The following is a 24,760-nucleotide window of genomic DNA, read 5'->3' as shown; positions in this document are numbered from 1 at the left end:
GGGCCCGCCCTGGCACCCACGAAGCGTGCCAGGGCGGCCTGCCGGCGCCGGCGCGAGCGATGACCGCCCGCGCCGGACAATCGCTTTACTTCCAGACCGGCTTGCCGTCGGCGGACTTGACTTCGCCCCAGGCAGCGCGGATTTCCTTGGTCACGGCATCCGGCAGCGGCACGTAGTCCATGGCTTCGGCCGACTTGGCGCCGTTCTTGAAAGCCCAGTCGAAGAAGTCCAGCACGGCCTTGCCCTGCACCGGCTTGTCCTGCTTCTTGTGCAGCAGGATGAAGGTGGCGGCGGTCACGGGCCAGGAATCGGCGCCCGGCTCGTCGGTCAGCACCACGCCCATGCCCGGCGCGCTCTTCCAATCGGCGTTGGCGGCGGCGGCGGCGAAAGCCTTCTGCTCCGGCTGGACGAACTTGCCGGCCTTGTTCTGCAGCTGCGTCCAGGCCAGCTTGTTCTGCTTGGCGTAGGCGTATTCGACGTAGCCGATCGAGTTCTTCAGCTGGCCGACGTAGGCAGCGACGCCTTCGTTACCCTTGCCACCCTGGCCCACGGGCCACTTGACGGCCTTGCCTTCGCCAACCTGCGCCTTCCATTCCGGCGACACCTTGGACAGGTAGTTGGTCCAGCCGAACGTCGTGCCCGAGCCATCCGAACGGTGCACCACGATGATGTCGGCCGACGGCAGCTTCAGGTCGGGATTCATCGCCTTGATGGCGGCGTCGTCCCACTTCTTGATCTTGCCCAGGAAGATGTCGCCCAGGACCTTGCCCGACAACTTCAGCTTGCCCGGCTCGATGCCGTCGATGTTCACCACGGCAACCGTGCCGCCGATGACGGCCGGGAATTGCAGCAGACCGTTCTTTTCCAGGTCGGCCGCCTTCATGGGATCGTCCGAAGCGCCGAAATCGACGGTCTTGGCGATGATCTGTTGCTGGCCGCCGCCCGAACCGATCGACTGGTAGTTCACCGCGTTGTTGGTCGCGGCCTTGTAGTCCGACGCCCACTTGGCGTAGATCGGGTACGGGAACGAGGCGCCGGCGCCGGTCACATCGGCGGCCTGGACGGTGAAAACGGCGGCGCTCAGCGCGACGCCCAGGGAAACTTGCTTGAAGACACGTTTGAACATCTTGGTTCCTTCTGTGCTCGTTAGAGGAGTCTTTGGCAGGCTTTCTACTGCCTGTCTTTCAGCGACCCTCGCATCTTAGAAGCCCAACGTGACAGGATAGTGACAGTCATATACCCCCCCCCGGAGCGCTGCGCGCTTCCCCCCCAGGGGGGCGCCGGTGGCGGACCGGCGGAGCCGGATCCGCGCGGCCTGGCTGGGGGAGGGGTTGCCTTGAGGGGGCGTTTTTTGTCTGCGGCCTGGCTGGGGGAGGGGTTGCCTTGGGGGGGCGTTTTTTGTCTGCGGCCTGGCTGGGGGAGGGGTTGCCTTGGGGGGGCGTTTTTGTCCGCGGCGGGGTTTGGGGACGGATGGGGAGGGCTTCGCACGGCGGGGCCTTGCTCCTTGTCGCCGTTGCCTCGGTGGACGACGGCGACGGCAACGGGGCGATGAAGCGCCGCCGCGCGCGGGTTACACGCCCAGCTTCTGCATCAGGTACTGGTGCAGGTTGAACGGCTCGCGGCGGCTGCGCACGCGGACGTAGTCGCCGTCGGCCTGTTGCTGCCAGGCCAACTGATTGTCGCGCAGGGCGAAGGTGAAGGCCTCGTCGATGACGCGCTTCTTGAGTGTCTTGTCGTAGATCGGGAAGGCGATTTCCACCCGGCGGAAGAAATTGCGGTCCATCCAGTCGGCCGACGACAGGTACACCGTCTCGGCGCCCTCGGCGTAGAAATAGAACACGCGCGAGTGCTCCAGGAAGCGGCCGACGATGGACCGCACCCGGATGTTCTCCGACAGCCCCGGCACGCCCGCGCGCAGCGCGCACACGCCGCGCACGATCAGGTCGATCTTCACGCCGGCCTGGCTGGCCTTGTAGAGTTCCTCGATGATCTGCTCTTCCAGCAGCGAGTTCATCTTGGCCATGATGCGCGCGCGCTTGCCGGCCTTGGCGGCGCGCGCCTCGGCGCGGATCAGCGCCACCATGCCGTCATGCATGGTGAACGGCGACTGCATCAGCGACTTGAGCGCGCGGCGCGCGCCCAGGCCGGTCAACTGCGCGAAGACCTTGTCCATGTCCTCGCACAGCTTGGGATCGGCGGTAAGCAGGCCAAAATCGGTATACAGGCGCGCGGTGCGCGGGTGGTAATTGCCCGTGCCCAGGTGGGCGTAGCGGCGCAAGCGGCCCTTTTCGCGCCGCAGCACCACCGCCATCTTGGCGTGGGTCTTGTGCGCCACCACGCCATAGACCACGTGCGCCCCCACCTCTTCCAGCTTGGAAGCCCAGTTGATATTGGTCTGCTCGTCGAAGCGCGCCATCAATTCCACCACCACCGTCACTTCCTTGCCGGCGCGCGCCGCGGCCAACAGGATCTTCATCAGCTCGGAATCCTCGCCGGTGCGGTAGATGGTCTGCTTGATGGCCATCACGTCCGGATCGAGCGCCGCGGCGGTCAGGAAGTCGATGACGGGCTGGAACGACTGGTAGGGGTGATGCAGCAGGCGATCCTGTTGCGCCACCGCCTCGAACAACTCGGCCGGCTTGTCGCCGACGCGGTCGAACGGCGCCGGTACCGGCGCGCGATAGTCGGGAAACAACAGGTCCGGCCGGCTGGCCGAATTGCACAGCTGCATCAGACGCGACAGGTTCACCGGCCCCGGCACGCGGTAGGTGTCCTCGGGCTTGAGCGAGAACTCGCGCTGCAGGAAGGTCTCCAACTCGACCGGTGTCAGCTTGTCGATCTCCAGGCGCACCGCCGCGCCGAAGTTGCGCTGCGACAATTCGCCCTGCAAGGCGTGGCGCAGGTTGGTGACTTCCTCTTCGTCCACGAACAGATCGCTGTTCCGCGTCACCCGCCACTGGTAGCAACCCAGCATTTCGAGGCCCGGGAACAGCTCACCGACGAAGGCGCGCAGCAGCGAGGTCAACAGGATGTAGCCTTCCGGATGGCCGGACAGCTCCTGCGGCATCTTGATCAGGCGCGGCAGCGCGCGCGGCGCCTGCACCACGGCAATCGAGGCCTGGCGGCCGAAGGCGTCGGCGCCCGACAGCGAGACGATGAAATTCAGGCTCTTGTTGTAGACCCGCGGAAACGGGTGCGCCGGGTCCAGCCCGATCGGCGTCAGCAGCGGCATGACGTCGCGGCTGAACACTTCGCGCGCCCATTCCTGCTGCTCGGCATTCCACTCGGACGCATGGTGTAGCGCGATGCCCTCTGCCTGCAACGCCGGCAGGATGGCGTCGTTCAGCAGGGCGTACTGGCGCCCCACCAGCTCGTGCACCGCCTGCTGGACGTTCTCGAATGCCTGGTCCGGCGTCATGCCGTCCGGCCCCACCAGGTTGGGCGACTGGCGCTGCTGCTCTTTCAGGCTGGAGATACGGATCTCGAAGAACTCATCCAGGTTGGAACTGACGATGCAGACGTAACGCAGCCGCTCGAGCAAGGGAGTCGTGGGGTTTTCCGCCATCGCCAGCACGCGTTCGTTGAACTTGAGCAGCGACAATTCGCGATTCAGGAGCAAGGGCTCGGCGGGCGGACGTGGGGTCATACCGGATTCCATACGTTGGGGAGCGTAGCGTTTTACTGCAAACAAATGACGGTTCCATGACATCGCGCCATATACGTAGCGTACGACAAAACCGGGACACATGGGACATCCTCTCCCGCTGCCAATGCCCTGATCCATAAGCGAAAACCCGCAGCGGCCGGCGCTGTCACATGGGGTCTCTATAATCAGGCCACCCTACAGCCTTTATCACCAGCCGCATGGATCAACTTCTGGCCGCCGTGGACCTCGGGTCCAACAGCTTCCGCCTCTCCATCGGACGCATCGTCCAACAGGACGGTACGCCCCAGATCTACCAGATCGACCGCCTCAAGGAAACCGTCCGGCTCGCCGCCGGGCTGGACACCGAAAAACGCCTGGGCGACGAAGCGATCGAACGAGCCATCGCCGTGCTGGGACGTTTCGGCGACCGCCTGCGCAGCTTCCACCCCAACCGGGTGCGCGCGGTGGCCACCAACACCTTCCGGGTGGCGCGCAATACCCGTGACTTCCTGCCGCGGGCCGAAGCGGCCCTGGGCTTTCCAATCGAAGTCATCGCCGGACGCGAGGAAGCCCGCCTGATTTTCTCGGGCGTGGTGCATACCCTGCCCCCCTCCCCCAACAAGCGCCTGGTGATCGATATCGGCGGCGGCTCCACCGAAGTCATCATCGGCAAGGGCCATGAGCCCGGCCTCATGTCCTCGCTCTACATGGGCTGCGTCAGCTACAGCCGCCAGTTCTTCTCGGACGGCATCGTCGATGCCCACCAGATGAAACAGGCCGAGCTGGCCGCCCGGCGTGAAATCGAAGTCATTGCCAAGCAGTATCGCAAGGCGGGGTGGAAGGAAGCCTACGGCTCGTCCGGCACCGCCAAGGCGCTGTTCGCCATCCTCACCGAAGGCGGCATGTCGGACCGCGGCATCACCCGCGCCGGCCTGAGCAAGCTCAAGGACCGCATCGTGCGCGCCGGCCGGGTCATCCCGTCCGAGCTGCCCGGCATCAAGATCGAACGCGCCGACGTGCTGCCCGGCGGGCTGGCCATCATGAGCGCGCTGTTCGACGAGCTCGGCATCGACGTCATGCACACCGGCGACGGCGCGCTGCGCCTGGGCGTGCTGTACGACCTGCTGGGCCGCGACGACGAACACGACAAGCGCGACGAATCGGTGCGCCAGTTCATGAAGCGCTACCACGTCGACGTCAACCAGGCGCGCCGCGTGCACCATGCCGCCCTCAGCCTGTTCGACGCGATGATGCCCGACGGCCCCGAACGCGCAGAATTGCGCGCCGCGCTGGGCTGGGCCGCGGACCTGCACGAAGTGGGCCTATCGATCGCCCACAACGCCTATCACAAGCACACCGCCTACGTGCTCGAAAATGCCGACATGCCGGGCTTCTCGCGCGCCGACCAGCAACTGCTGGCGCTGCTGGCGCTGGGACACCAGGGCAAGCTGAGCAAGCTCGAACCGCTGGTGCGCAACCGCGCCCAATGGATGGCCATCCTCAGCCTGCGCCTGGCAGTGCTGCTGTTCCGCCGCCGCGGCGAGATCGAGCCCCTGCCGTTGACCGCATCCATGCGCAACGACTCGATCGTGGTCCGGGTGAACCGCAACTGGCTGGCGCAACATCCGCTCAGCGACTTCACGCTGCGCGCGGAAGAAGCGGAATGGTCCAAGGTCGGTTTCTCGTTCCAGCTGCTCGAATTCTGAAAGCGACAAGGCCCCGGAAAGCCCGGGGCCTTGTGTGCGCCAGCAAACCCGGCCCTAGAACGGTGACAGGTCGGTCTGACGATCGAGCTGCTTGAGCTCCAGACGGAAAGGCCGCGTGGCCCGCCGTATCAGTCTGATCTTCATACGGCGGAACAGGCGGCGCATGGTCAGCGCTGACCGTTGACGATCGGTTGGTCCAGGCCGAAATGGCGGCGGTAGCGCTCGTCCATGCCGTCCATCTTCAGCAGCACCGGGAAATCGGCCGCATTGAAATCAGGGTCCCAGGCCGGCTCGCCGCACACCGTGGCGCCCAGCTTCAGATAGCCCTTGATCAGCGGCGGCACGCGCGCCGGCAGGGTGCTGTTGAGCTTTTCCACCGGATAGCGATGCAGCGGCAACACGCGCGGCTCGCCTTCCTTGGGCAGCTGCTTGGAGATGGTGCGCCACACTTCCGCCGCCGTGACCCCGTCGTCGCGCAGGCTGACGCTGGCGCAACCCAACACGTACTGATAGCCGCCGCGGCGCAGGTATTCCGCCAGGCCGGACCACAGCAACATGATGACCGCGCCATTGCGGTAGTCGGCGTGAGTGCAGGAACGCCCCACTTCCACCAGCTCGTCGCGGATGGCGCCCAGGCCCGACAGGTCGAATTCCGACTGCGAGTAATAACCGCCGGCCTCGCGCGCCTTTTCGGGCGTGAGAATGCGGTAGGTGCCCACGACACGGCCGGTGTCGAGCTCGCGCACCATCAGATGCTCGCAGTAGGGATCGAAGCGGTCATGTTCGATTCCGTCCTGGGCGTCTGGAAAGACCGCGCCCATGTCCTCGGTGAAGACGTCATAGCGCAGGCGCTGGATCTGTTCAATTTCCTCGGCCGTGCGCGCCAGACCGACCACCAGCACCCTGGCGGCGGGGCCAGTCCATGGTTCTGCGGCGTTACGGCTTGGGTTGATGCGTGCTAGTTCCAGCATTGCGCGAAGCTCCTAGAGAGTCCGGTCAGTTTGGACGCCCTGTATGTCAAAGACTTGACCAATATGTTACGTGACTATGAAGTTTAGTTCGGAGCGATGGCGCCCAATTCCTGCAAAGCTCGACAAAACTTTACAAACAAATACGGACTATTCACAAACAATGGCCATTCATCGCAAAACAATGAATGGCCATGTCCGATCGAGGCAAAAATCGGTTATCCCAGGCTGGCCGCCAGCTTCTCGGCGCAGGCCACGGCCAGGGCCTCGTCCTCGGCTTCGACCATCAGGCGCAGCTTGGGCTCGGTGCCGGAAGCGCGGATCAGGATGCGGCCGCGCCCAGCCAGTTCGGCCTCGACCGCCTGGCGCGCCGCGCTCAGGCCGGCATGGGTTTTCCAGTCCTGGCCTGGCGCCAGCGGCACGTTGATCATCTTCTGCGGATACATACGCAGGTCCTGGACCCACTGCGCCATCGTGACCTGGTTGCGGCGCAACGCCGTCAGCACCTGCAGGGCCGCCACGATGCCGTCGCCGGTGGAGTGGCAATCCAGACACAACAGGTGGCCCGAGCTCTCGCCGCCGTACAGCCAGCCGCGCGCCTGCATCTGTTCGAGCACGTAGCGGTCGCCCACGTTGGCGCGTTCGAACCCCACGCCCAGGCGTTGCAATTCGCGTTCGAAGCCGAAGTTGGTCATCAGCGTGCCGACCACGCCGTCGACCTTGCCGCGCTGCATGCGCTCGCGCAGGATGGCGTAGAGCAGTTCATCGCCGTTGTAGATGCGGCCGTCGCCGTCCACCATCTGCAGCCGGTCGGCGTCGCCGTCCAGAGCGATGCCGAGCTGGGCGCCGCGCGCCTTCACTTCCTTGGCCAGCAGTTCCGGATGCAGCGCACCCACGCCCTTGTTGATGTTGAAGCCATCCGGATGCACGCCGATGGCATGCACCTCGGCGCCCAGTTCGCGGAACACGTGCGGCGCGATGTTGTAGGCGGCGCCATGGGCGGCGTCCACCACGATCGTCATGCCGTTCAGGTCCAGATCGTTGGGGAAGGTGCTCTTGCAGAATTCGATGTAACGGCCCTGGGAGTCCGACATGCGGCGCGCCCGCCCCAGCCCTTCCGAGCTGACGCAGCCCAGCGGCTCGTCCAGCGCGGTTTCGATGGCGGTCTCGATTTCGTCGGGCAGTTTCATGCCCTGGGCCGAGAAGAACTTGATGCCGTTGTCCTGGTAGGGATTGTGCGAGGCGCTGATCACGATGCCGGCGACCAGGCGCAGCGCGCGGGTCAGGTAGGCCACGGCGGGGGTGGGAATCGGGCCGGCCAGCAGCACGTCGATACCCGCGGCCGACAGGCCGGCCTCCAGCGCCGATTCCAGCATATAGCCGGAGATACGGGTGTCCTTGCCGATCACGACCTGCGGGCGGCTACCGCCGCGCACCGCATGCTCGCGCGCCAGCACGCGGCCGGCGGCGTAGCCCAGGCGCAGGGCGAATTCGGCGTTGATCACCGGGCCGCCGACTTCGCCGCGCACCCCGTCAGTCCCAAAATACTTGCGTTGAGTCATGAACTGATTGCTCCTTGTTCGGCCGCCTGCCAGACCTTGAGCGCATCGACCGTGGCCGCCACGTCGTGCACCCGCACGATGGAGGCGCCACGAGCCACGCAGGCCAGGGCGGCGGCAATGCTGCCGGACAACCGGTCGCCGACCGGTCGGCCGGTGGCCTGACCGATCATGTTCTTGCGCGACAGGCCGATCAGCAATGGATAGCCGCCGCTGCGCAGGCTGGACAGCCGGCGCAGCAACTGGAAGTTCTGGTCGGCGGTCTTGCCGAACCCAAAGCCAGGGTCCAGCACGATGCGTCGGGGATCGACCCAGGCCGCGCGCAATTTCTGCGCCCGCGCCCCCAGGAAGAGACCGATTTCACCGATCAGGTCGGAATATTCGGGCGGTGTCGCCTGCATGGTGCGCGGCTCGCCCTTCATGTGCATCACGCACAACCCGCAGCGCGACCGCGCCACCGCCTCAATGGCGCCGGGCTGCCGGAAGCCGTAGATGTCGTTGATCATATCGGCACCGGCATCCAGCACGGCGCGCATGACCTCGGGTTTGAAGGTGTCGATGGACAGCGGCGCGCCGCAATCGCGCAGCGCCTCGATCACCGGCAGCAGCCGATCGAGCTCGTCGGCGACGGACACCGGCTCGGCGCCGGGCCGCGTGGACTCGCCCCCCAGGTCGAGGATGTGGGCACCCTCTGCAATCAGCTGGCGCGCGTGCGCCACCGCGGAATCGGTATCGTCGTGTTGGCCGCCGTCGGAAAACGAATCCGGCGTGACATTGACGATTCCCATGACAAGCGGGCGCTCGAGATCAAACTCGAAGCGCCCGCAAAGGAAGTTATTCGCCATAAATCAGGACGAAAGACCTCAGACCGCGGCTGCCGTGTTACCGCCGGCGGCCAGCCCGGTCGGAGGCGTATCCGACGTATCGGACGGGCCTTGCGGCGTCTTCGGGGGACGCGGCGGGCGACCCTCGATGATGTCGTTGATCTGGTCGGCGTCGATGGTTTCCCATTCGAGCAGCGCGGCGGTCATGACCTCGACCTTGTCGCGGTTGTCTTCCAGGATCTTGCGCGCCACGCCGTATTGCTCGTCGATGATGCGGCGGATCTCGGAATCCACCTTCTGCATGGTGGCTTCGGACATGTGCGTGGTCTTGGTCACGCTGCGGCCCAGGAAGACCTCGCCTTCGTTCTCGGCGTAGACCATCGGGCCCAGCTCGTCGGTCATGCCATACCGCGTGACGATATCGCGGGCGATGGCCGTGGCGCGTTCGAAGTCGTTCGAGGCGCCGGTGGTCATCTGGTTCATGAAGAGCTCTTCGGCGATACGGCCGCCGAACAGCACCGCGATAGTCGACAGCAGGCGGCTCTTGTCCATGCTGTAGCGGTCGGACTCGGGCAACTGCATCGTCACGCCCAGCGCGCGGCCGCGAGGGATGATGGTGACCTTGTGAACCGGGTCGGTCTTGGGCAGCATGCGGGCGACGATGGCATGGCCGGACTCGTGGTACGCGGTGTTCTTGCGTTCCTCTTCGGGCATGACGATCGAGCGGCGCTCGGCGCCCATGATGATCTTGTCCTTGGCCTTTTCGAAGTCCGACATGTCGACCGTGCGGCCGTTGCGGCGCGCGGCGAACAGCGCGGCCTCGTTGACCAGGTTGGCCAGGTCGGCGCCCGAGAAGCCCGGGGTGCCACGCGCCAGGATGGTGGCGTCGACGTTGGGCGACAGCGGCACCTTGCGCATGTGGACCTTCAGAATCTGCTCGCGGCCGCGGATGTCGGGCAGCGGCACCACGACCTGGCGGTCGAAGCGGCCCGGACGCAGCAGCGCCGGATCGAGCACGTCGGGGCGGTTGGTGGCGGCGATCACGATGACGCCCTGGCCCGACTCGAAGCCGTCCATTTCCACCAGCATCTGGTTCAGCGTCTGCTCGCGTTCATCGTTGCCACCGCCCAGGCCGGCGCCACGCTGGCGGCCGACCGCGTCGATTTCGTCGATGAAGATGATGCAGGGCGCGTGCTTCTTGGCGTTCTCGAACATGTCGCGCACGCGGGCCGCGCCCACGCCGACGAACATTTCAACGAAGTCCGAACCGGAAATGCTGAAGAACGGCACCTTGGCTTCGCCGGCGATGGCCTTGGCCAGCAGCGTCTTGCCGGTACCGGGCGAACCGACCATCAGCACGCCGCGCGGGATACGGCCGCCCAGCTTCTGGAACTTGCTGGGGTCGCGCAGGAAGTCGACCAGTTCCTGGACGTCTTCCTTGGCTTCGTCGCAGCCAGCGACATCGGCGAAGGTGATCTGGTTGGTGTTCTCGTCGAGCATGCGGGCGCGCGACTTGCCGAAGCTGAACGCGCCGCCCTTGCCACCGCCCTGCATCTGGCGCATGAAGAACACCCACACGCCGATCAGCAGCAGCATGGGGAACCAGGACACGAAGATGCTCATCAGCAGCGACTGCTCTTCGCGCGGCTTGCCCGATACCTGCACGCCGTACTTGAGCAGGTCGGAAACCATCCAGAGGTCGCCCGGCGAGGTCAGCGTGTAAGGACGGCCCGCGTCCGGCGTGACGTAGAGCACGTCGCCACCGGCGCCGCCCTGCACGTCCACCTTGCGGATACGGCCCGCCTTGGCGTCATCCATGAACTGCGTGTAGGTCACGCCGTCCTGGGTCTGCGCGCGTCCGTCGAACTGCTTGAAGACCGTGAATAGCACCAGGGCTATCACCATCCAGACGGCGACTTTCGAAAATGAATTATTCAAGGTCGATCTCCTGCTTTCGATTCCGACCGGCGACTGCGCACCCGCGTATGGCACAGTCACAAGTATGTCAATAGCCCATTCTACCCTGTCGGACCGGGTTGCGTCCTGGGAAGGGGCGGGCCGCTAAGTTACGTCTGATTCGTGATTTTTCTGGTCTTTGTCTCGGCAGGCCGGCCGCGCTCGGGCCGGTAGGTTCTTGTGACACCGGGGCACGAACCCCGGCGCGGGCTATTTCAGATCACGGGCGACCAAAAAGGTTTCGGAGGACTTGTCCCGCGATGCCTTCGGCTTGCGCTCGACCACCCGCTTGAAGTGCCGCTTGTAGGACTCCACGATCTGCGAAAAGCCGGTTCCGTGGAATGCCTTGACAATCAGCGCCCCGTTGGGCTTGAGGTGGGCGAGCGCGAACTCCATCGCCAGCTCGCACACGTGCTCGATACGCGCGGCGTCGGCGATACCCACGCCTGACAAGTTGGGGGCCATGTCGGAAATTACAAGGTCCACCGCGCGCGATCCGACCAGATCCTCCAGCTGTTTCAAAATGTCATCTTCGCGGAAGTCGCCCTGGATGAATTCGACGCCCGCCACCGGCTCCATGGGCAGCATGTCCAGAGCGATGATGCGCCCGTCCACCACCCCGCCCGGGCCCGCCAGGCGCTCGCGCGCCACCTGCGACCAGCTGCCCGGGGCCGAGCCCAGATCGACGACCAGATCGCCGCGCCGCAGCAGCTTCTCGGCGTCGAGGATCTCGATCAGCTTGAAGGCGGCGCGGGCCCGGTAGCCCTTCTGTTGCGCCATCTTCACATAGGGATCGTTGATGTGCTGGTGAATCCAGTCTTTGGAGAATTTATTCTTGGCCATTACCGTACAATTCCACGCATGCCTATATTAGAACTTACCTCTCGTGAGCGCAGCGACCTTCGGTCCGCCGCTCACCCTCTGCGCCCCGTCGTCCTGATCGGCGACAACGGCCTGACCGAAGCCGTGCTCAAGGAAATCGACCTGGCACTCACTTCCCACGGCCTGATCAAGGTCCGGGCCGGCGGCGACGATCGCGAGGCCCGCGAGGCCATGCTGTCGACCATCTGCGAGACCCTGTCCTGCGCCCCGGTGCACCACCTGGGCAAGACCCTGATCCTGTTCCGCCCGCTGGCCGGCAACATCAAGCCCGCCGCGCTGGCCGCCGCCGAGCCTGAACGCCCCGCCAAGCGCCGCGCCTCCGAGCCGCACACGCCCAAGAAGCTGGCCGCCGAGGGCAAGACCCTGGCCAAGCGTCCGCGCCGTTCCGAAACCGAAGAGCCCAAGCCGAAGACGCGCTTCGTGCCGCAGGACCAGCTCAACAAGAACGGCAAACCGATGCGTCCCAGCAACAAGAAAACCGCTTCCGGCAGCCACGGCATTCCGCGCCGCGCCGGCAGCGCCCTGAGCCTGCGGGCCGGGGCACGCAGCGGCACCAGCCGCCGTTCGTCGACCAAGCGATAGCGCCGCCGGGCACAAAAACGGGCGCTTTACGCGCCCGATCCACCATGGCTTTCCACGATAGCGCCGCCGGAATCCTGCCGGATGCCCGGTTCGGGGCAGAGGCTATGGTGTTTTGCTGATTTTACCGCTCAAGCGCTGGCGTCAAATGTAACGCACGCTCAGGACTTCATATTCGCGAACGCCAGCCGGGGCCTTGACCTCGACCACATCGCCTTCGCTTTTGCCGATCAGCGCGCGCGCCACCGGGCTCGACACGGAAATCAGGTTCGACTTGATATCGGCCTCGACGTCGCCGACGATCTGGTACGTCACGCGATCGCCCGAATCCAGGTCTTCGATATCGACGGTGGCGCCGAACACGGCACGACCCTCGGCTTCGAGCGAGGACGGATCGATCAGGTGGGCATTGGAAAGCGTGCCTTCAAGTTCGGCGATCCGGCCCTCGATAAAACCCTGGCGCTCGCGAGCGGCGTCGTACTCGGCATTTTCCGACAGATCGCCCTGCGCGCGCGCTTCGGCGATAGCGTTGATGACGGCGGGACGTTCCACGGTTTTCAGCCGCTGGAGCTCTTCTTGCAAGCGCTCGGCCCCGCGCACGGTCAAAGGAATGGCAGACATGTCGTTTCCCAAACAAAAGTAGAAAACGCCCCCGACGGAGCGTTCTCGGTGTGAAGGTCTTGGACCTGACGCATGGGCGCCGTCGAAAGCGGATCGGGACGGGCAACGCCAGGAACGGAACGGCCAGGGACGGGCAAAGTCGAACCCGATGGATCCCCTTGCGCCCGCTCGGGCCGGCCCGCCGGACGAATGCGGCAAGCTGCGACCAAAACAAAACCCCGGCTCGGGTCGGAACCGGGGCAATCAAGTCCCTATTGTGGTCAAAGTCCGAGGGAATTGCAAGCGGCCGGAGAAAACCATGTTTTCGGCGCATTTCGGCGCTGTAACCCGCTAAAACCCGTTGATTCCATACCGCTACCCGGCGTTGCATAAAAGATACTTGGCGCCACGGATAAACCCCGAGTCCCGGTATTTTCAGCGGGGTTTATGTAAAAACGCCATATTGCATTGAATAAAAAAGGTATAACCAAAAAAATGGCCTATTAATAACAATTAAATACATGCCGGTATGCGCCGGCATTTTCCAATCTGCAAGCGAAGGAATGCGCGGCCCGGCCCTTGCGGCCGCCGCGCACAGCGATTGATTGTGCGTGTTGCAAGGTTGTGCGGGCGCATCGCAGTCATCCGGCGCGACGTCCGCCCCTCCATCGCAGCGCCTATGGGCACAGGCCCGCGCCTGCGGCGGAGCGCGTTCGGGAACGGGAGCTGCCATGCTGCAAAAACTGAAAGTCCGTACGGGCATGATGCTGGTGCTGGCCTGTTTTGTGATTACCCTGGCCCTGGCTTGCGGCTTGAGTTGGATGAATGCCGAAAGCAGCGTGCGTGAAATCGAAGACCTGAATAATGTGGCCGTACACCAGGTCGATCCACTGTATGAAGCCAACGCCGCCCTGCTGCGCGCCCGGCTGGCATTGGGGGCGGGGCTGGCCGATCTGCAGGCGGGAGCCGGCGGCCGGACCACGGAGGCGGCCGCCGGCCAGTTGCAACTGGCCCGCGAACGCTTCACCCGCTACATGGCCGTGCCCAAGAGCGAGCGCGGCCAAGAGCTGGCGCAGGTACTGCAGGGGCGGTTCAACGCCTATGCGGCCGCACTGGACGAGCTGGACGCGGCCCTCAAGCAAGGCGCGCTCGCCCGCTACCAGCAAGCCGCGCCGCGGGTACCGCAGGCGGACGCTGCGTTCGCCAGCGACATGCAGGCGTTCCTGGCGCGGGTACAGGAGCGCAGCGATGGCGTGCTGGCGCGCTCGCAGCACACTTATGCCACGGCGCGGCTGTCGGCCGTGGTGCTCCTGTCCGCCGCCCTGCTACTGGCGCTGTTGTGCTGGGCCTTCGTCCGGCGCGCAGTGCTGCTGCCGTTGCAGGACGCCGGCCGCCACTTCGACCGGATCGCCGCCGGCGACCTGACCCAGCGCGTGGAGGCCCGCTCTAACAACGAGATCGGCATGCTGTTTTCGGCGCTGCGGCGTATGCAGGACGGCCTGAACCGCACGGTGACGACGGTGCGCCAGGGGGTGGAAGAAATCAATGTGGGCGCGGCCGAGATCGCCGCCGGCAACGCCAATCTGTCGACCCGCACCGAAGAGCAGGCCGCGGCGCTGGAGGAAACCGCCTCGACCATGGAGGAGCTGGCCGCCACGGTCAAGCAGAATGCCGAGAACGCGGCCCAGGCCAACCAACTGGCAGGGGTGAGCATGGAGGTGGCGCAGCGCGGCGGCCATACGGTCAGCCAGGTCGTGGCCACCATGCAGGGCATTTCCGACAGTTCGCGCCGCATCGCCGAGATCGTCTCGGTGATAGACGGCATCGCTTTCCAGACCAATATCCTGGCGCTCAACGCCGCGGTAGAGGCGGCCCGGGCAGGCGAACAGGGCAAGGGTTTCGCGGTGGTGGCCGGCGAGGTGCGCAGCCTGGCGCAGCGCGCCGCGCAGGCGGCCAAGGAAATCAAGACGCTGATCGAAAGCTCGGTCGAAACGGTCGCGGCCGGATCGTCCCAGGTCGCCGCGGCCGGCCAGACCATGGACGAGATCGTAACCTCGGTGCAACGGGTGGCCGACATCATGGGCGAGATCTCGGCGGCCTCCTCGCAACAGGCCGGGGGCATCGACCAGGTCAGCCTGGCCGTCTCGCAGATGGACGAGGTCACGCAGCAGAACGCCGCGCTGGTGGAGCAGGCCTCGGCCGCCGCGTCGGCGATGGAGGAGCAGGCGCGGCGCCTGGCGGAAGCGACCTCGGTGTTCAAAACCCAGTCGGGCCAGGTGATCGAGGCGACGCCGCTGCCGGTGGACGGCAGGGCGCCGGCGTCGCGGCTGTCGCGCTCCTGAGCGGCCAGGGCGGACGCGATGGTCCCCCGCGCCCTGCTGTGCCCTTATTTCTTGCGGCGCAGCAGGGCGTACAGGATGATGGCGCCGAAGGTCGCGGTACCGATACCGCCCAGCGTGAAGTTACCCAGCTTGACGGTGAAGTCGCCCGCGCCCAGCACCAGCGTGACCGCGGCCACGATCAGGTTGCGGTTGTCGCTGAAGTCGACCTGGTTGACGACCCAGATGCGGGCCCCGGCGATGGCGATCAGGCCGAACACCACCACGGACATGCCGCCCAGCACCGGCGCCGGAATGGTCTGGATCAGGGCCCCGAACTTGGGCGAAAAGCCCAGCACAATGGCGATCAGCGCGGCGATCACGAACACCAGCGTCGAATAGATGCGGGTGACCGCCATCACGCCAATGTTCTCGGCATAGGTGGTGACGCCGGTGCCGCCGACCGCCCCCGACACCATCGTGGCCACGCCGTCGCCGACGAAGGCGCGGCCCAGGTAGCGGTCGAGGTCCTGGCCGGTCATGGCGCTGACCGCCTTGACGTGGCCCAGGTTCTCGGCGACCAGGATAATGGCCACCGGCACGATCAGGCCCATCGCCTCGGCCTTGAACACCGGCGCGGCAAAGTGCGGCAGGCCGAGCCAGGCGGCGGCCGACACGGCCGCGAAGTCCATCGGCTTGCCCAGGCCCAGGCCGTTGGCGCAGATCGCGTACACCACGCAGGCCAGGATCAGGCCCACCAGGATCAGCAGGCGCTGCACCATGCCCTTGGTATAGACGGCAATGCCCCCCACGCACAGGATGGTGACGATGGCCATGGCGCTGTCGAAGCCCGAGGCGCCCATGGCGCCCTTGGCGGCGATGGGCGCCAGATTCAGACCGATCACCGCAACCACGGCGCCGGTCACCACCGGCGGCATCAGCGCGTCGATCCAGTTGGCGCCCCCGCCGGCGCGGCCGTTGGCGATCCAGACCAGCACGCCGATCAGGGTGTAGGCCAGGCCGCAGGCGATGATGGCGCCCAGCGCCACGCCGATGTTGGCGTTGGCCCCGCCTCCGGCGTAGCCGGTGACGGCGATGACGCCGCCGATGAAAGCGAAGCTGGAGCCCAGGTAGCTGGGCACGCGGCCGCCCACGAACAGGAAGAAGATCAGGGTGCCGATGCCCGACATCAGGATGGCCACGTTGGGGTCGAAGCCCATCAGCAGCGGCGCCAGCACGGTGGAGCCGAACATCGCCACCACGTGCTGGGCGCCCATGGCCACATTCTTGGGCCAGGACAGCCGTTCGTCGGGCGCAATGATGACGCCGGGCTCGGCGTCGTCCGCCAGGCGCCAGCGCGGAAAATAGGAATTGGACATGGAATCCCCGGGAATGATTGGTGTGAGCGGGCGCCAGTGTAAAGGGGGCCGGGAACGGGCGGCAACTTAAGTTCCGCGCCGGCATGCCGTATTAGTGGAAACCCCGATCAATCCCCTTCCCGGAGATCTCCATGGCCATCGATTCCATCAGCGGCACCTCACGCATCGGCAGCATGGCCGACCTGTGGGCGCAGAAAATCCAGGCCAACAAGGATGCCAAGGACGACAACAAGGGCGTCACCGTCACCCCCGACGGCAAGATCCGCGTCACCAATGCCGGCGCCATGAAGGTCGGCCAGGCCGAGGAAACCGAATCGTCCGAAAATGACGACCACTACACCCGCCAGATCAAGGAACTGCAGCGCCAGCTCAAGCGCGTGATGGAGCAGATCGCTCGCGTGCGCGACAGCAACGCGTCGGCCGAACAGAAGGCCACCCAGTTGCAGGCGTTGAACGGACAGGCGCTGCAGATCATGAATCAGATCCAGCAGGTGATGAACGAGAAGATCAAGGCGATGGCCAAGGCGAACGGTGGCGTCTCGGCCACGGCCTAGGAGCCGTTGGCGCGGGTTCTCCCGAATGCCCGCCGGGCTGATGGCGCGCATCAAAATTTGTGATTGGACTGGCGGCGCGCGTAGCCGCTAAGGTCTCCGGACAAATCAAAAAACCACGGAGACAAACCATGCATGCAATGCGCACAGCCCTTGCAGGGGCGCTGCTGGCCGCCTGCGCCGCCCCCGCGCTGGCGGGCACCGTCACGGTGATCACGTCGTTCCCGAAAGATCTGACCCAGGCCTACAAGACCGCATTCGAAAAGGCCAACCCCGGCATCACGCTGGAAATCCTCAACAAGAACACCGTGTCCGGCATCGCCTATGTGCGCGAAACGCCGGCAGGCCAGCGTCCGGAAGTGTTCTGGGCCAGCGCGCCGGATGCCTTCGAGGTGCTGGGGCGCGACAAGCTGCTGGCCAAGTCTTCGGATGTCGCCAACAAGGACGTGCCGGACAAGATCGGCAACTATCCCATCAACGATCCGAGCGGCATGTACCTGGGCCAGGCGCTGGCCGGCTACGGCATCGTCTACAACACGCGCTACATCAAGGCGCACAAGATTCCCGCGCCGGTCGAGTGGAAGGATCTGCTGGCGCCGCACTGGTTCGGCCACCTCGGCATCACCTCGCCGTCGCGCTCGGGCACCATGCACCTGACGGTCGAGACCATCCTGCAGGGCGAGGGCTGGGACGATGGCTGGAATACGCTGCTGCGCATGTCGGGCAACAGCAGCACCGTGACCGAACGTTCGTTCGGCGTGCCGGACGGGGTCAACAACGGCCAGTTCGGGGCCGGGCCGGTGATCGACTTCTTCGGCCTGTCGAGCAAGTATTCGAAGTTCCCGGTGGAATTCGTCTATCCCTCCGAGACCGCCATCGTGCCGGCCAACATCGCCCTGATAGCAGGCGCCAAGAATACCGAGGAAGGCAAGAAGTTCATCGCCTTCACTCTCAGCCAGGCGGGACAGGAACTGCTGCTGGAACCGAAGATCTCGCGTCTGCCGGTGCTGCCGTACGCGGCGCTGGGCGGCAAGGTGCCAAAGGGCTATCCCGACCCGGCCGATATCGCGCGCCGCAGCAAGGTGCAGTTCAATGCCGATCTGTCGCAAAGCCGCTATTACGTGGTGCAGTCGTTGTACGACCAGACGGTCACGTTCCGCCTGAAGGAGCTTCAGGCGGCCACCAAGGCCATCTATGACGCCGAGGCCAAACTGGGCGACAAGGCCAAGAGCGGCAAACCGGCCGAACTGCTGGCGCAGGCCCGCAAGCTGGCCTGGACGCCGTTGGTCGACGGCAAGCAGGCCGCGGATCCCGCCTTCCTGAAGATCTTCAGCGGCAACAAGAAGGACGCCGCGGTCAACCAGCAGATCACGCAGCTGGAAGGCGAATGGAATGGCACGGCCAAGAGCAATTACGAACAGGCCGTGAAGCTGGCGCGGGAAGCCGCGGCGCTTTAAGCCCGGCCCCTGCCGGACGGAGGGATTCGCCCCGTCCGGCCGCCCCCCGCCGCGGGCGGGCTGTCTTGAACCATTACGGGAATCTCGATGAATCTTCCGGGCCATTCACGCCTGCCCGCCGGCCCCATGCTGGCCGCGCTCCTGGTGCTGGGTTTCCTTGCGCTGTTCCTGGTCGTGCCGGTGGGCACGGTGTTCTACAGTGCCTTCGTCAATGCCGATGGCGGCTTCACCATCGGCCATTTCGGCGCGTTCTTCAACCAGCCGCTGATGCTGGAGGCGTTCTTCAACAGCCTCTATGTGGCGGGCTGGTCGGCGCTGCTGGCCTCGCTGATCGCGGTGCCGCTGGCGTACTTCACGGTGCGCTTCGACTTTCGCGGCGCCCTCATCATCCAGACACTGGGCGTGCTGCCGCTGATCATGCCGCCGTTCGTCGGCGCGGTGGCCATGCAACTGATTTTCGGCCGTTCGGGCAGTGTCAACCTGCTGCTGGACGACTGGTTCGGCGTCACCATTCCGTTCATGGAGGGGCTGAACGGCGTGATCTTCGTCGAAGCCCTGCACTACTTCCCGTTCATCCTGATGAACCTGGTGGTGGCGCTGCGCAATATCGACGGCGCCATGGAGGAAGCGGCCTTCAACCTGGGCGCGCGCGGCTTCCGGCTGTTTCGCCGCGTGATCTTCCCGCTGGCCCTGCCCGGCTATGTGGCCGGCGCCTCGCTGGTGTTCGTGAAGGTGTTCGACGACCTCGGCACGCCGCTGGTGCTGGGCACCACCAACATGCTGGCGCCGCAGGCCTATCTGCGCATCACGCAGGTGGGGCTGGAGGATCCGCTGGGGTATGTGATCAGCGTAATCATGATCGCCTTCTCGATCCTGGCGCTGTGGCTGTCGGCGCGGGTTCTGAAGGGACGCGACTATTCCACGCTGCAAAAGGGCGGCAATTCGATCCAGAAGCGCAAGCTGCGGCCCGCGGAAAGCGTGCTGGCCTATGGCTGGATCATCCTGGTGCTGCTGCTGGTGCTGTCGCCGCACATGGGCGTGCTGCTGCTGTCGCTGGCCAGCGTCTGGAGCTTCGCGCCGCTGCCCGACGGTTACACGCTGGCCCACTACAGCGCGGTCTTCAGCGAGTCGCAGGGCATGATCGCCAATACCCTGCTCTATTGCGGCCTGGCCGCGGGCGTGGACGTGATCCTGGGCACCGCCATCGCCTACCTGATGCTGCGCACCCGGTTGCCCGCGCGCCAGTGGCTGGATCTGCTGGCCTCGGCGGCGCTGGCGATCCCCGGCATCGTGCTGGCCATCGGCCTGCTGCGCACCTTCCGTGGCGTGGAGATCCCGGGCACCGGCACATTGCTGACCTCGTCGTGGATCATCATCATGATCGCGTACTCGGTGCGGCGGCTGCCGTACGCGCTACGCTCATGCGTGGCGGCGCTGCAGCAGATCAACGTGTCGCTGGAGGAAGCCGCGCAATCGCTGGGCGCGACGCGCCTGCGCACCATCCGGCGGGTGGTGGTGCCGCTGATGGCCGGCGGCATGCTGGCTGGCTTTGTCACCAGCTTCGTGACCGCGGCGGTGGAGCTGTCGGCCACCATCATGCTGGTCACCAAGGACAGCCAGGCGCCGATGAGTTATGGCATCTATCTGTACATGCAGAGCGCGGCGGGCCGGGGCCCGGGCGCGGCGCTGGGGGTGCTGGCGGTGGTCGCGGTCGCGATCGGCACGTATGTCTCGCACCTGCTGGTCGAGCGCGCCCAGGCGCGCCAGCGCCCGGCGCGTCACGACGAGACGGCTTGAATCAAGGGGAATCGACATGAAGAAAGTCAGCGTTGAATGCCGCAACATCCGGCTGTCGTATGGCAGGACCGAAGTGCTCAAGGACGTCAACATCCACATCGAACCGGGCGAATTCTTCGCCCTGCTGGGGCCCTCGGGCTCGGGCAAGTCCACCCTGCTGCGGCTGATCGCGGGCTTCAACCGCCAGGACGCCGGCCAGTTGCTGGTCGATGGCAAGGACATCAGCGCCATCCCGCCATGGGATCGCAATATCGGCATGGTGTTCCAGAACTACGCGCTGTGGCCCCACATGACCGTGTGGGACAACGTCGCGTTCGGACTGGTCGAACGCAAGCTGCCGCGCGAGCAGATCCGCGCCAAGGTCGAGGCCGCGCTGGAACTGGTGGGCCTGTCGCAATACGCGCGCCGCCGTCCCAACCAGTTGTCCGGCGGCCAGCAGCAGCGCGTGGCGCTGGCGCGTACCATCGTGATCGAGCCGCAAGTGCTGCTGCTGGACGAGCCGCTGTCGAACCTGGACAAGAAGCTGCGCGTGCAGATGCGCCAGGACCTGCTGAGCCTGCAACGGCGCCTGGGCATCACCACCATCTTCGTCACGCATGATCAGGAAGAAGCCATGACCACCGCCGACCGCATGGCGGTGCTGGATCACGGCGTGGTGCAGCAGATCGGCGCGCCCAACACGCTGTTCGACTATCCAGTGAACCGCTTCGTGGCCAACTTCGTCGGCACCATGAATGTGCTGGAAGGCGAGGTGCGCGAACGCACCAGCGGCAGCGTGGTGCTGGCGGTGGAGGGCGTGGGCGACCTGCACCTGCCGCTGGCGGCCGAGGCGCCGCTGGCGCAGCGCCTGGCGGCCAGTTTCCGGCCGCATACGGTGCAGATCGAGATGGCAGACGGACTGGGCGACGCGCGCTATGTGTGGCTGCCGGGCGTGGTGGAAAGCAGCGAGTTCCTGGGCGAATTCACCCGCTACCAGGTGCAGATCGGCGAACAGCGCCTGACGGCCGACCAGTCGCACCTGGCGGGACTGTCGCCGTTCCCGGTGGGCGCGCCGGTATCGATCGGACTGGAGCCGACCCAGGTGCGGCTGCTTGCCGCCTGAGCCCGCTTCCCCTACAAAGGCGGCATGGAAATCTATCAGATCCGCGCCTTCGTCACGGTCGCCCGGCTGGGCAACCTGACGCGGGCCGCCGAAGCGCTGTCGCTGACCCAGCCGGCCGTGACCGCGCAGATCAAGGCGCTGGAGCAAAGCCTGGGCGTGGCGCTGTTCGACCGCAGCGGGGGGCGGCTGGCGCTGGCCAAGGCCGGCGAGATGCTACTGCCCACCGCCGAATCGCTGCTGGTGCTGGGCGCACAATTCAAATCCGAGGCGCAACAGTTGCAGGGCAGCCTGCAGGGCGCGGTCGAACTGGGCCTGCCCAGCGAGAAACCGGACTTCCTGCGATTGGGCGAGTTGGCCGCGGCCATTACGCAACGATTGCCGCTGGTCGAGCTGAAGACCCAGACGCTGCCCACCGCGGTGCTGGCCGAACAGGTCAGCACCGGCCGGCTGCCGGCGGCGCTGACCATTGCCGCGCATCCACCGCGCGGCGTGCTCTGGATGCCGTTGCGCAGCGTGCGCTATCGCATCGCGCTACCGCGCGAGCACGCCGCGGTGCTCAAACGTGGCGGCTGGCGCGAAGTGGCGCAATTGCCGTGGCTGGACGGCCCCGCCGGCAGCCACACCCATCTGTTGTTGCGCGACATGTTCGAGCGCCACGGGCTGTCGCCGCGCGTGGCCATGCAGAACGACGACCAGGCCAACCTGGAAGCGCTGGTGCGGGCCGGCGCCGGCTGCGCGCTGTTGCGCGAGGAAACGGCGCTGGCCGGCGCGGCCTCGGGCGACTTCATGGTGTGGGGCCAGGCCCGCGCCGATGCGCTGCTGGGCTTCATCCTGCCTTACGAACGCGCTAGCGAGCCCGCGCTGGTCGCGTTAAGCTCGATCATTCAAGCCATCTGGAAGCCGCGCGCCCCGGTCGCGTCCGATCCGCCCGCCGTCGCGCCCTTCCCCACCGAATCGACACCCCAATGACTGAAATCTGGTTCATCCGCCACGGCGAAACCGACTGGAATCGCCAGCGCCGCCTGCAGGGCTGGCAAGACATCCCCCTGAACGAATTCGGCCGCAACCAGGCAGGCCTGCTGGCCTCGCGCCTGCGCGAAGAGGCCCGCAGCACGCCGATCGACGCCATTTACAGCAGCGACCTGCAACGCGCCCACGCCACCGCCACGCCGGTGTCGGAACAACTGGATCTGCGCGTGCGGATCGAACCCGGCATCCGCGAACGCGGTTTCGGCGTGCTGGAGGGGCTGGACCTGGAACGCATCGACGTGCTGGCGCCCGAAGCCGCTTCCGCCTGGCGCAGCCGCGATCCCCTGCGCGCGCTGGACGGCGGCGAGACACTGGGCCAGTTCCAGTCGCGCGTGATTTCAACCGTGGACGACATCGCCGGCCGCCATGAGGGCGAGCGCATCCTGCTATTCACCCACGGCGGCGTGCTGGATATCATCTGGCGCCATGCCAGCGGCGTGCCGTTGAACGCGCCGCGCGACGCGGCGCTGCTGAATGTCAGCATCAATCGCGTCGGCGTGCGCGGCCGCCAGTGGCAAGTGCTGGATTGGGGCGACGTGGACCACGTGGCCGCGGAAGTCGGCGACGACGTGGTGCCGTGATGGCCTGCGCGCCGGCTCAGCCGGCCTTGTCCGCCTTGCGCGGCTTGCGCGGCTTGCGCGGCGCGTTGCGCGCCAGCCGGTCGTAGACCACGTTGGGCAGCAGGCGCATCAGCTTCGCCACCACACCCATCTGCCACGGGATCACCGTGTAGGACGTGCCGCGCCCGATGGCCGCATGGGCGCGCTGCGCGAACTTGTCGGCGTCCATCAGGAACGGCATCTTGTACGGGTTGTGGGCCGTCATCGCGGTCCTGATGTAGCCCGGCGCGATGGTGACGACGCGGATGCCGTCGCCCGCCAGTTCCAGCCGCAGGCTTTCGCAGTAGGTCACCACCGCCGATTTCGAGGCGCTGTAGGCGCCCGCGCCCGGCAACCCCCGCACGCCGGCGACGCTGGCGATGCCCACCAGCCGGCCGCCACCGGCCTCGCGCATCGGCTCGACAAACGGCTCGAAGGTGGCCACCGTCGCCAACAGGTTGGTATCGACGATGGCCTTGAAAACGTCGTAGTCCTCGTGTTGCCCGGTCAGCGTGCCGGCGCTGATGCCGGCGCTGGCGATGACCACGTCCACCCGCCCTTGGCAGAAGGCAATGAAATCCCGCGCGGCGGCATGCAGCGCCTGGCGATCGCACACGTCCACGGCGTAGCAGCGGTGCTGGCCGGGCAGGCTGGCGGCCAATTCGCGCAGCGCGTCCTCGCGCCGGCCCAGCAGGCCGAGCGTGGCGCCGCTGGCGGCGTAGCGCTGCGCCAGGGCGCGGCCCAGGCCGCTGCTGGCGCCGGTGATGAATACTCTGTCCATGGAGGCTGGCCCCGGGTCGGATGAAAAGGGCGGAGCCTCCCGGGTGAGAGGCTCCGCCCGCTATGCTACAGGAACGCCGGAGCGCGGCTTACAGGAAGATCAGCGCGAAGATCGCCGCCACCAGCGCCCATTTGGACAGGTAGTACAGCGGCTTGCTCTTCTTCTTGAGCGCCTTGCCGAAACGGCGCACGGCATAGACCACGCCGAAGATGCGGTTGATGCCGCCAGTGGCGTCGCCTTCCTGGTTGGGCGCGGCCGCCGCGCGCAACAGGAAACCACCGACCACGCGGTTGAACGCCTGGGCCCAGCGGTAACGCATGGGGCGCTCGACGTCCGCGAACAGGATGATCCGGTTCTGGTCGGTCTTGTTCTCGGCGTAGTGGATGAAGGTCTCGTCGAACACCACCGCCTCGCCGTCGCGCCAGTGGTATTCCTGGCCATCGACATTGATGTAGCAGTCCGGACTGTTCGGCGTGATCAGGCCCATGTGAAAGCGCAACGAACCGGCGTAGGGATCACGGTGGCGCGGCAGGCGGCTGCCGGGCGGCAGCGAGGCGAACATCGCCGCCTTGATGGTCGGGATGCCCGCCAGCAGCTTGGTGGTGACCGGGCAGAGGGCCTCGGCCGAGGGATGGTCCGCGTCGTACCACTTCAGGTAGAAGCGCTTCCAACCCGTCTTGAAGAACGAGTTGAAACCCGCGTCGTTGTACTTGTCCGAGGCCTTGATGTGGCCGTCCCCGTAGAGGTTGACGGCCTCGGCCCGGATGTCCTCGCAGTGGTCCAGCAAGACCTTCAATTCAGGGAATTGATCCAGGTCGAGATAGGGCTTGTTGGGCACGCCGGAGAACGCGTACATGAAACAGTTCAGCGGGGCGGTGAAGGTGGAGTGATCCAACGCCTGCCGCGAGAACCGGTGTCGTATGCGGCCACGGTAGTGGACGACCGTGGCGCACACGATGAACAACGCCAGAATGAACCACTTCATTCTTTTGTCCTTGACTCACTTGAAGCGCGCCCCCTGCGCGCC

Annotated in this window: 20 protein-coding genes; 9 read left to right on the top strand and 11 right to left on the bottom strand. The window is 65.9% G+C overall.

Going from position 1 to position 24,760, the window contains the following annotated elements:
* Positions 1-85: 85 nt before the first annotated feature.
* Positions 86-1,126 carry a phosphate ABC transporter substrate-binding protein PstS gene (gene pstS, locus K2W61_RS14610; RefSeq protein ID WP_175141548.1) on the bottom strand — a complete coding sequence of 347 codons (1,041 nt, stop codon included), beginning with the start codon at positions 1,124-1,126 and terminating at the stop codon, positions 86-88.
* Positions 1,127-1,570: 444 nt separating this feature from the next.
* Positions 1,571-3,646, bottom strand: coding sequence for a polyphosphate kinase 1 (gene ppk1 / locus K2W61_RS14605; protein WP_175134857.1), 2,076 nt, complete (start codon positions 3,644-3,646; stop codon positions 1,571-1,573).
* A 218-nt stretch (positions 3,647-3,864) separates the two neighbouring features.
* On the opposite strand from ppk1, the gene ppx reads away from it, so the two are divergent.
* On the top strand, positions 3,865-5,352 hold the full coding sequence (ppx, locus tag K2W61_RS14600) for an exopolyphosphatase (protein ID WP_175134858.1): 1,488 nt from the start codon (positions 3,865-3,867) through the stop codon (positions 5,350-5,352).
* 167 nt (positions 5,353-5,519) lie between these two features.
* Here the strand turns inward: ppx and K2W61_RS14595 are convergent, their stop codons facing one another.
* The 5 genes from K2W61_RS14595 to K2W61_RS14575 all read right to left on the bottom strand — a co-directional run bounded on the left by K2W61_RS14595 (position 5,520) and on the right by K2W61_RS14575 (position 11,502).
* On the bottom strand, positions 5,520-6,323 hold the full coding sequence (locus K2W61_RS14595) for a GNAT family N-acetyltransferase (RefSeq protein WP_175134859.1): 804 nt from the start codon (positions 6,321-6,323) through the stop codon (positions 5,520-5,522).
* Between the two features lie 215 nt (positions 6,324-6,538).
* A complete protein-coding gene (gene glmM / locus K2W61_RS14590) occupies positions 6,539-7,882 on the bottom strand; it encodes a phosphoglucosamine mutase (protein ID WP_175134860.1) in 1,344 nt (447 codons plus the stop codon).
* Positions 7,879-8,724, bottom strand: a complete 846-nt coding sequence (gene folP / locus K2W61_RS14585) for a dihydropteroate synthase (protein ID WP_175141549.1) — start codon at positions 8,722-8,724, stop codon at positions 7,879-7,881. The genes glmM and folP overlap by 4 nt, the downstream gene beginning before the upstream one ends.
* 18 nt (positions 8,725-8,742) lie before the next feature.
* A complete protein-coding gene (ftsH, locus tag K2W61_RS14580; protein WP_175134862.1) occupies positions 8,743-10,641 on the bottom strand; it encodes an ATP-dependent zinc metalloprotease FtsH in 1,899 nt (632 codons plus the stop codon).
* Positions 10,642-10,869: 228 nt separating this feature from the next.
* Positions 10,870-11,502, bottom strand: coding sequence for an RlmE family RNA methyltransferase (locus K2W61_RS14575; protein ID WP_175134863.1), 633 nt, complete (start codon positions 11,500-11,502; stop codon positions 10,870-10,872).
* A gap of 18 nt (positions 11,503-11,520) precedes the next feature.
* Here K2W61_RS14575 and K2W61_RS14570 point away from each other — a divergent pair, with 18 nt between their 5' ends.
* Complete coding sequence (locus tag K2W61_RS14570) at positions 11,521-12,123, top strand: YhbY family RNA-binding protein (protein WP_175134864.1); 603 nt, start codon at positions 11,521-11,523, stop codon at positions 12,121-12,123.
* A gap of 141 nt (positions 12,124-12,264) precedes the next feature.
* Here K2W61_RS14570 and greA read toward each other — a convergent pair whose 3' ends face one another.
* Positions 12,265-12,741 carry a transcription elongation factor GreA gene (gene greA / locus K2W61_RS14565; protein ID WP_175134865.1) on the bottom strand — a complete coding sequence of 159 codons (477 nt, stop codon included), beginning with the start codon at positions 12,739-12,741 and terminating at the stop codon, positions 12,265-12,267.
* 710 nt (positions 12,742-13,451) lie between these two features.
* Between greA and K2W61_RS14560 the strand changes: the two genes are divergently transcribed.
* Complete coding sequence (locus K2W61_RS14560) at positions 13,452-15,062, top strand: methyl-accepting chemotaxis protein (RefSeq protein WP_236755890.1); 1,611 nt, start codon at positions 13,452-13,454, stop codon at positions 15,060-15,062.
* A 44-nt stretch (positions 15,063-15,106) separates the two neighbouring features.
* Here K2W61_RS14560 and K2W61_RS14555 read toward each other — a convergent pair whose 3' ends face one another.
* Entirely contained in the window at positions 15,107-16,417 is a 1,311-nt protein-coding gene (locus K2W61_RS14555; RefSeq protein ID WP_175134867.1) for a solute carrier family 23 protein, read from the bottom strand.
* 131 nt (positions 16,418-16,548) lie between these two features.
* On the opposite strand from K2W61_RS14555, the gene K2W61_RS14550 reads away from it, so the two are divergent.
* The 6 genes from K2W61_RS14550 to K2W61_RS14525 all read left to right on the top strand — a co-directional run bounded on the left by K2W61_RS14550 (position 16,549) and on the right by K2W61_RS14525 (position 22,934).
* A complete protein-coding gene (locus K2W61_RS14550; RefSeq protein ID WP_175134868.1) occupies positions 16,549-16,971 on the top strand; it encodes a FlxA-like family protein in 423 nt (140 codons plus the stop codon).
* 128 nt (positions 16,972-17,099) lie between these two features.
* Positions 17,100-18,425 carry an ABC transporter substrate-binding protein gene (locus K2W61_RS14545; RefSeq protein WP_175134869.1) on the top strand — a complete coding sequence of 442 codons (1,326 nt, stop codon included), beginning with the start codon at positions 17,100-17,102 and terminating at the stop codon, positions 18,423-18,425.
* 87 nt (positions 18,426-18,512) lie between these two features.
* Positions 18,513-20,222 carry an ABC transporter permease gene (locus K2W61_RS14540; RefSeq protein WP_175134870.1) on the top strand — a complete coding sequence of 570 codons (1,710 nt, stop codon included), beginning with the start codon at positions 18,513-18,515 and terminating at the stop codon, positions 20,220-20,222.
* A 16-nt stretch (positions 20,223-20,238) separates the two neighbouring features.
* Positions 20,239-21,324, top strand: coding sequence for an ABC transporter ATP-binding protein (locus tag K2W61_RS14535; protein WP_175141550.1), 1,086 nt, complete (start codon positions 20,239-20,241; stop codon positions 21,322-21,324).
* A gap of 24 nt (positions 21,325-21,348) precedes the next feature.
* The gene (locus tag K2W61_RS14530; RefSeq protein ID WP_175134872.1) at positions 21,349-22,293 is read left to right on the top strand and encodes a LysR family transcriptional regulator; all 945 of its coding nucleotides are present in this window, start codon (positions 21,349-21,351) and stop codon (positions 22,291-22,293) included.
* On the top strand, positions 22,290-22,934 hold the full coding sequence (locus K2W61_RS14525; RefSeq protein ID WP_175134873.1) for a histidine phosphatase family protein: 645 nt from the start codon (positions 22,290-22,292) through the stop codon (positions 22,932-22,934). Before K2W61_RS14530 ends, K2W61_RS14525 begins: the two co-directional genes overlap by 4 nt.
* 16 nt (positions 22,935-22,950) lie before the next feature.
* Here the strand turns inward: K2W61_RS14525 and K2W61_RS14520 are convergent, their stop codons facing one another.
* Positions 22,951-23,733: an SDR family oxidoreductase gene (locus K2W61_RS14520; protein WP_236755889.1), complete on the bottom strand. Its 783-nt coding sequence runs from the start codon at positions 23,731-23,733 to the stop codon at positions 22,951-22,953.
* An 88-nt stretch (positions 23,734-23,821) separates the two neighbouring features.
* Positions 23,822-24,718: a lipid A hydroxylase LpxO gene (gene lpxO / locus K2W61_RS14515; RefSeq protein WP_175134875.1), complete on the bottom strand. Its 897-nt coding sequence runs from the start codon at positions 24,716-24,718 to the stop codon at positions 23,822-23,824.
* Between the last annotated feature and the right edge of the window lie 42 nt (positions 24,719-24,760).

This window comes from Achromobacter pulmonis (genome assembly GCF_021733725.1).
Lineage (GTDB): Bacteria > Pseudomonadota > Gammaproteobacteria > Burkholderiales > Burkholderiaceae_B > Achromobacter > Achromobacter pulmonis.
Note: the sequence above shows the minus strand (reverse complement) of the source record. Positions and strands in the feature narration are given on the sequence as shown.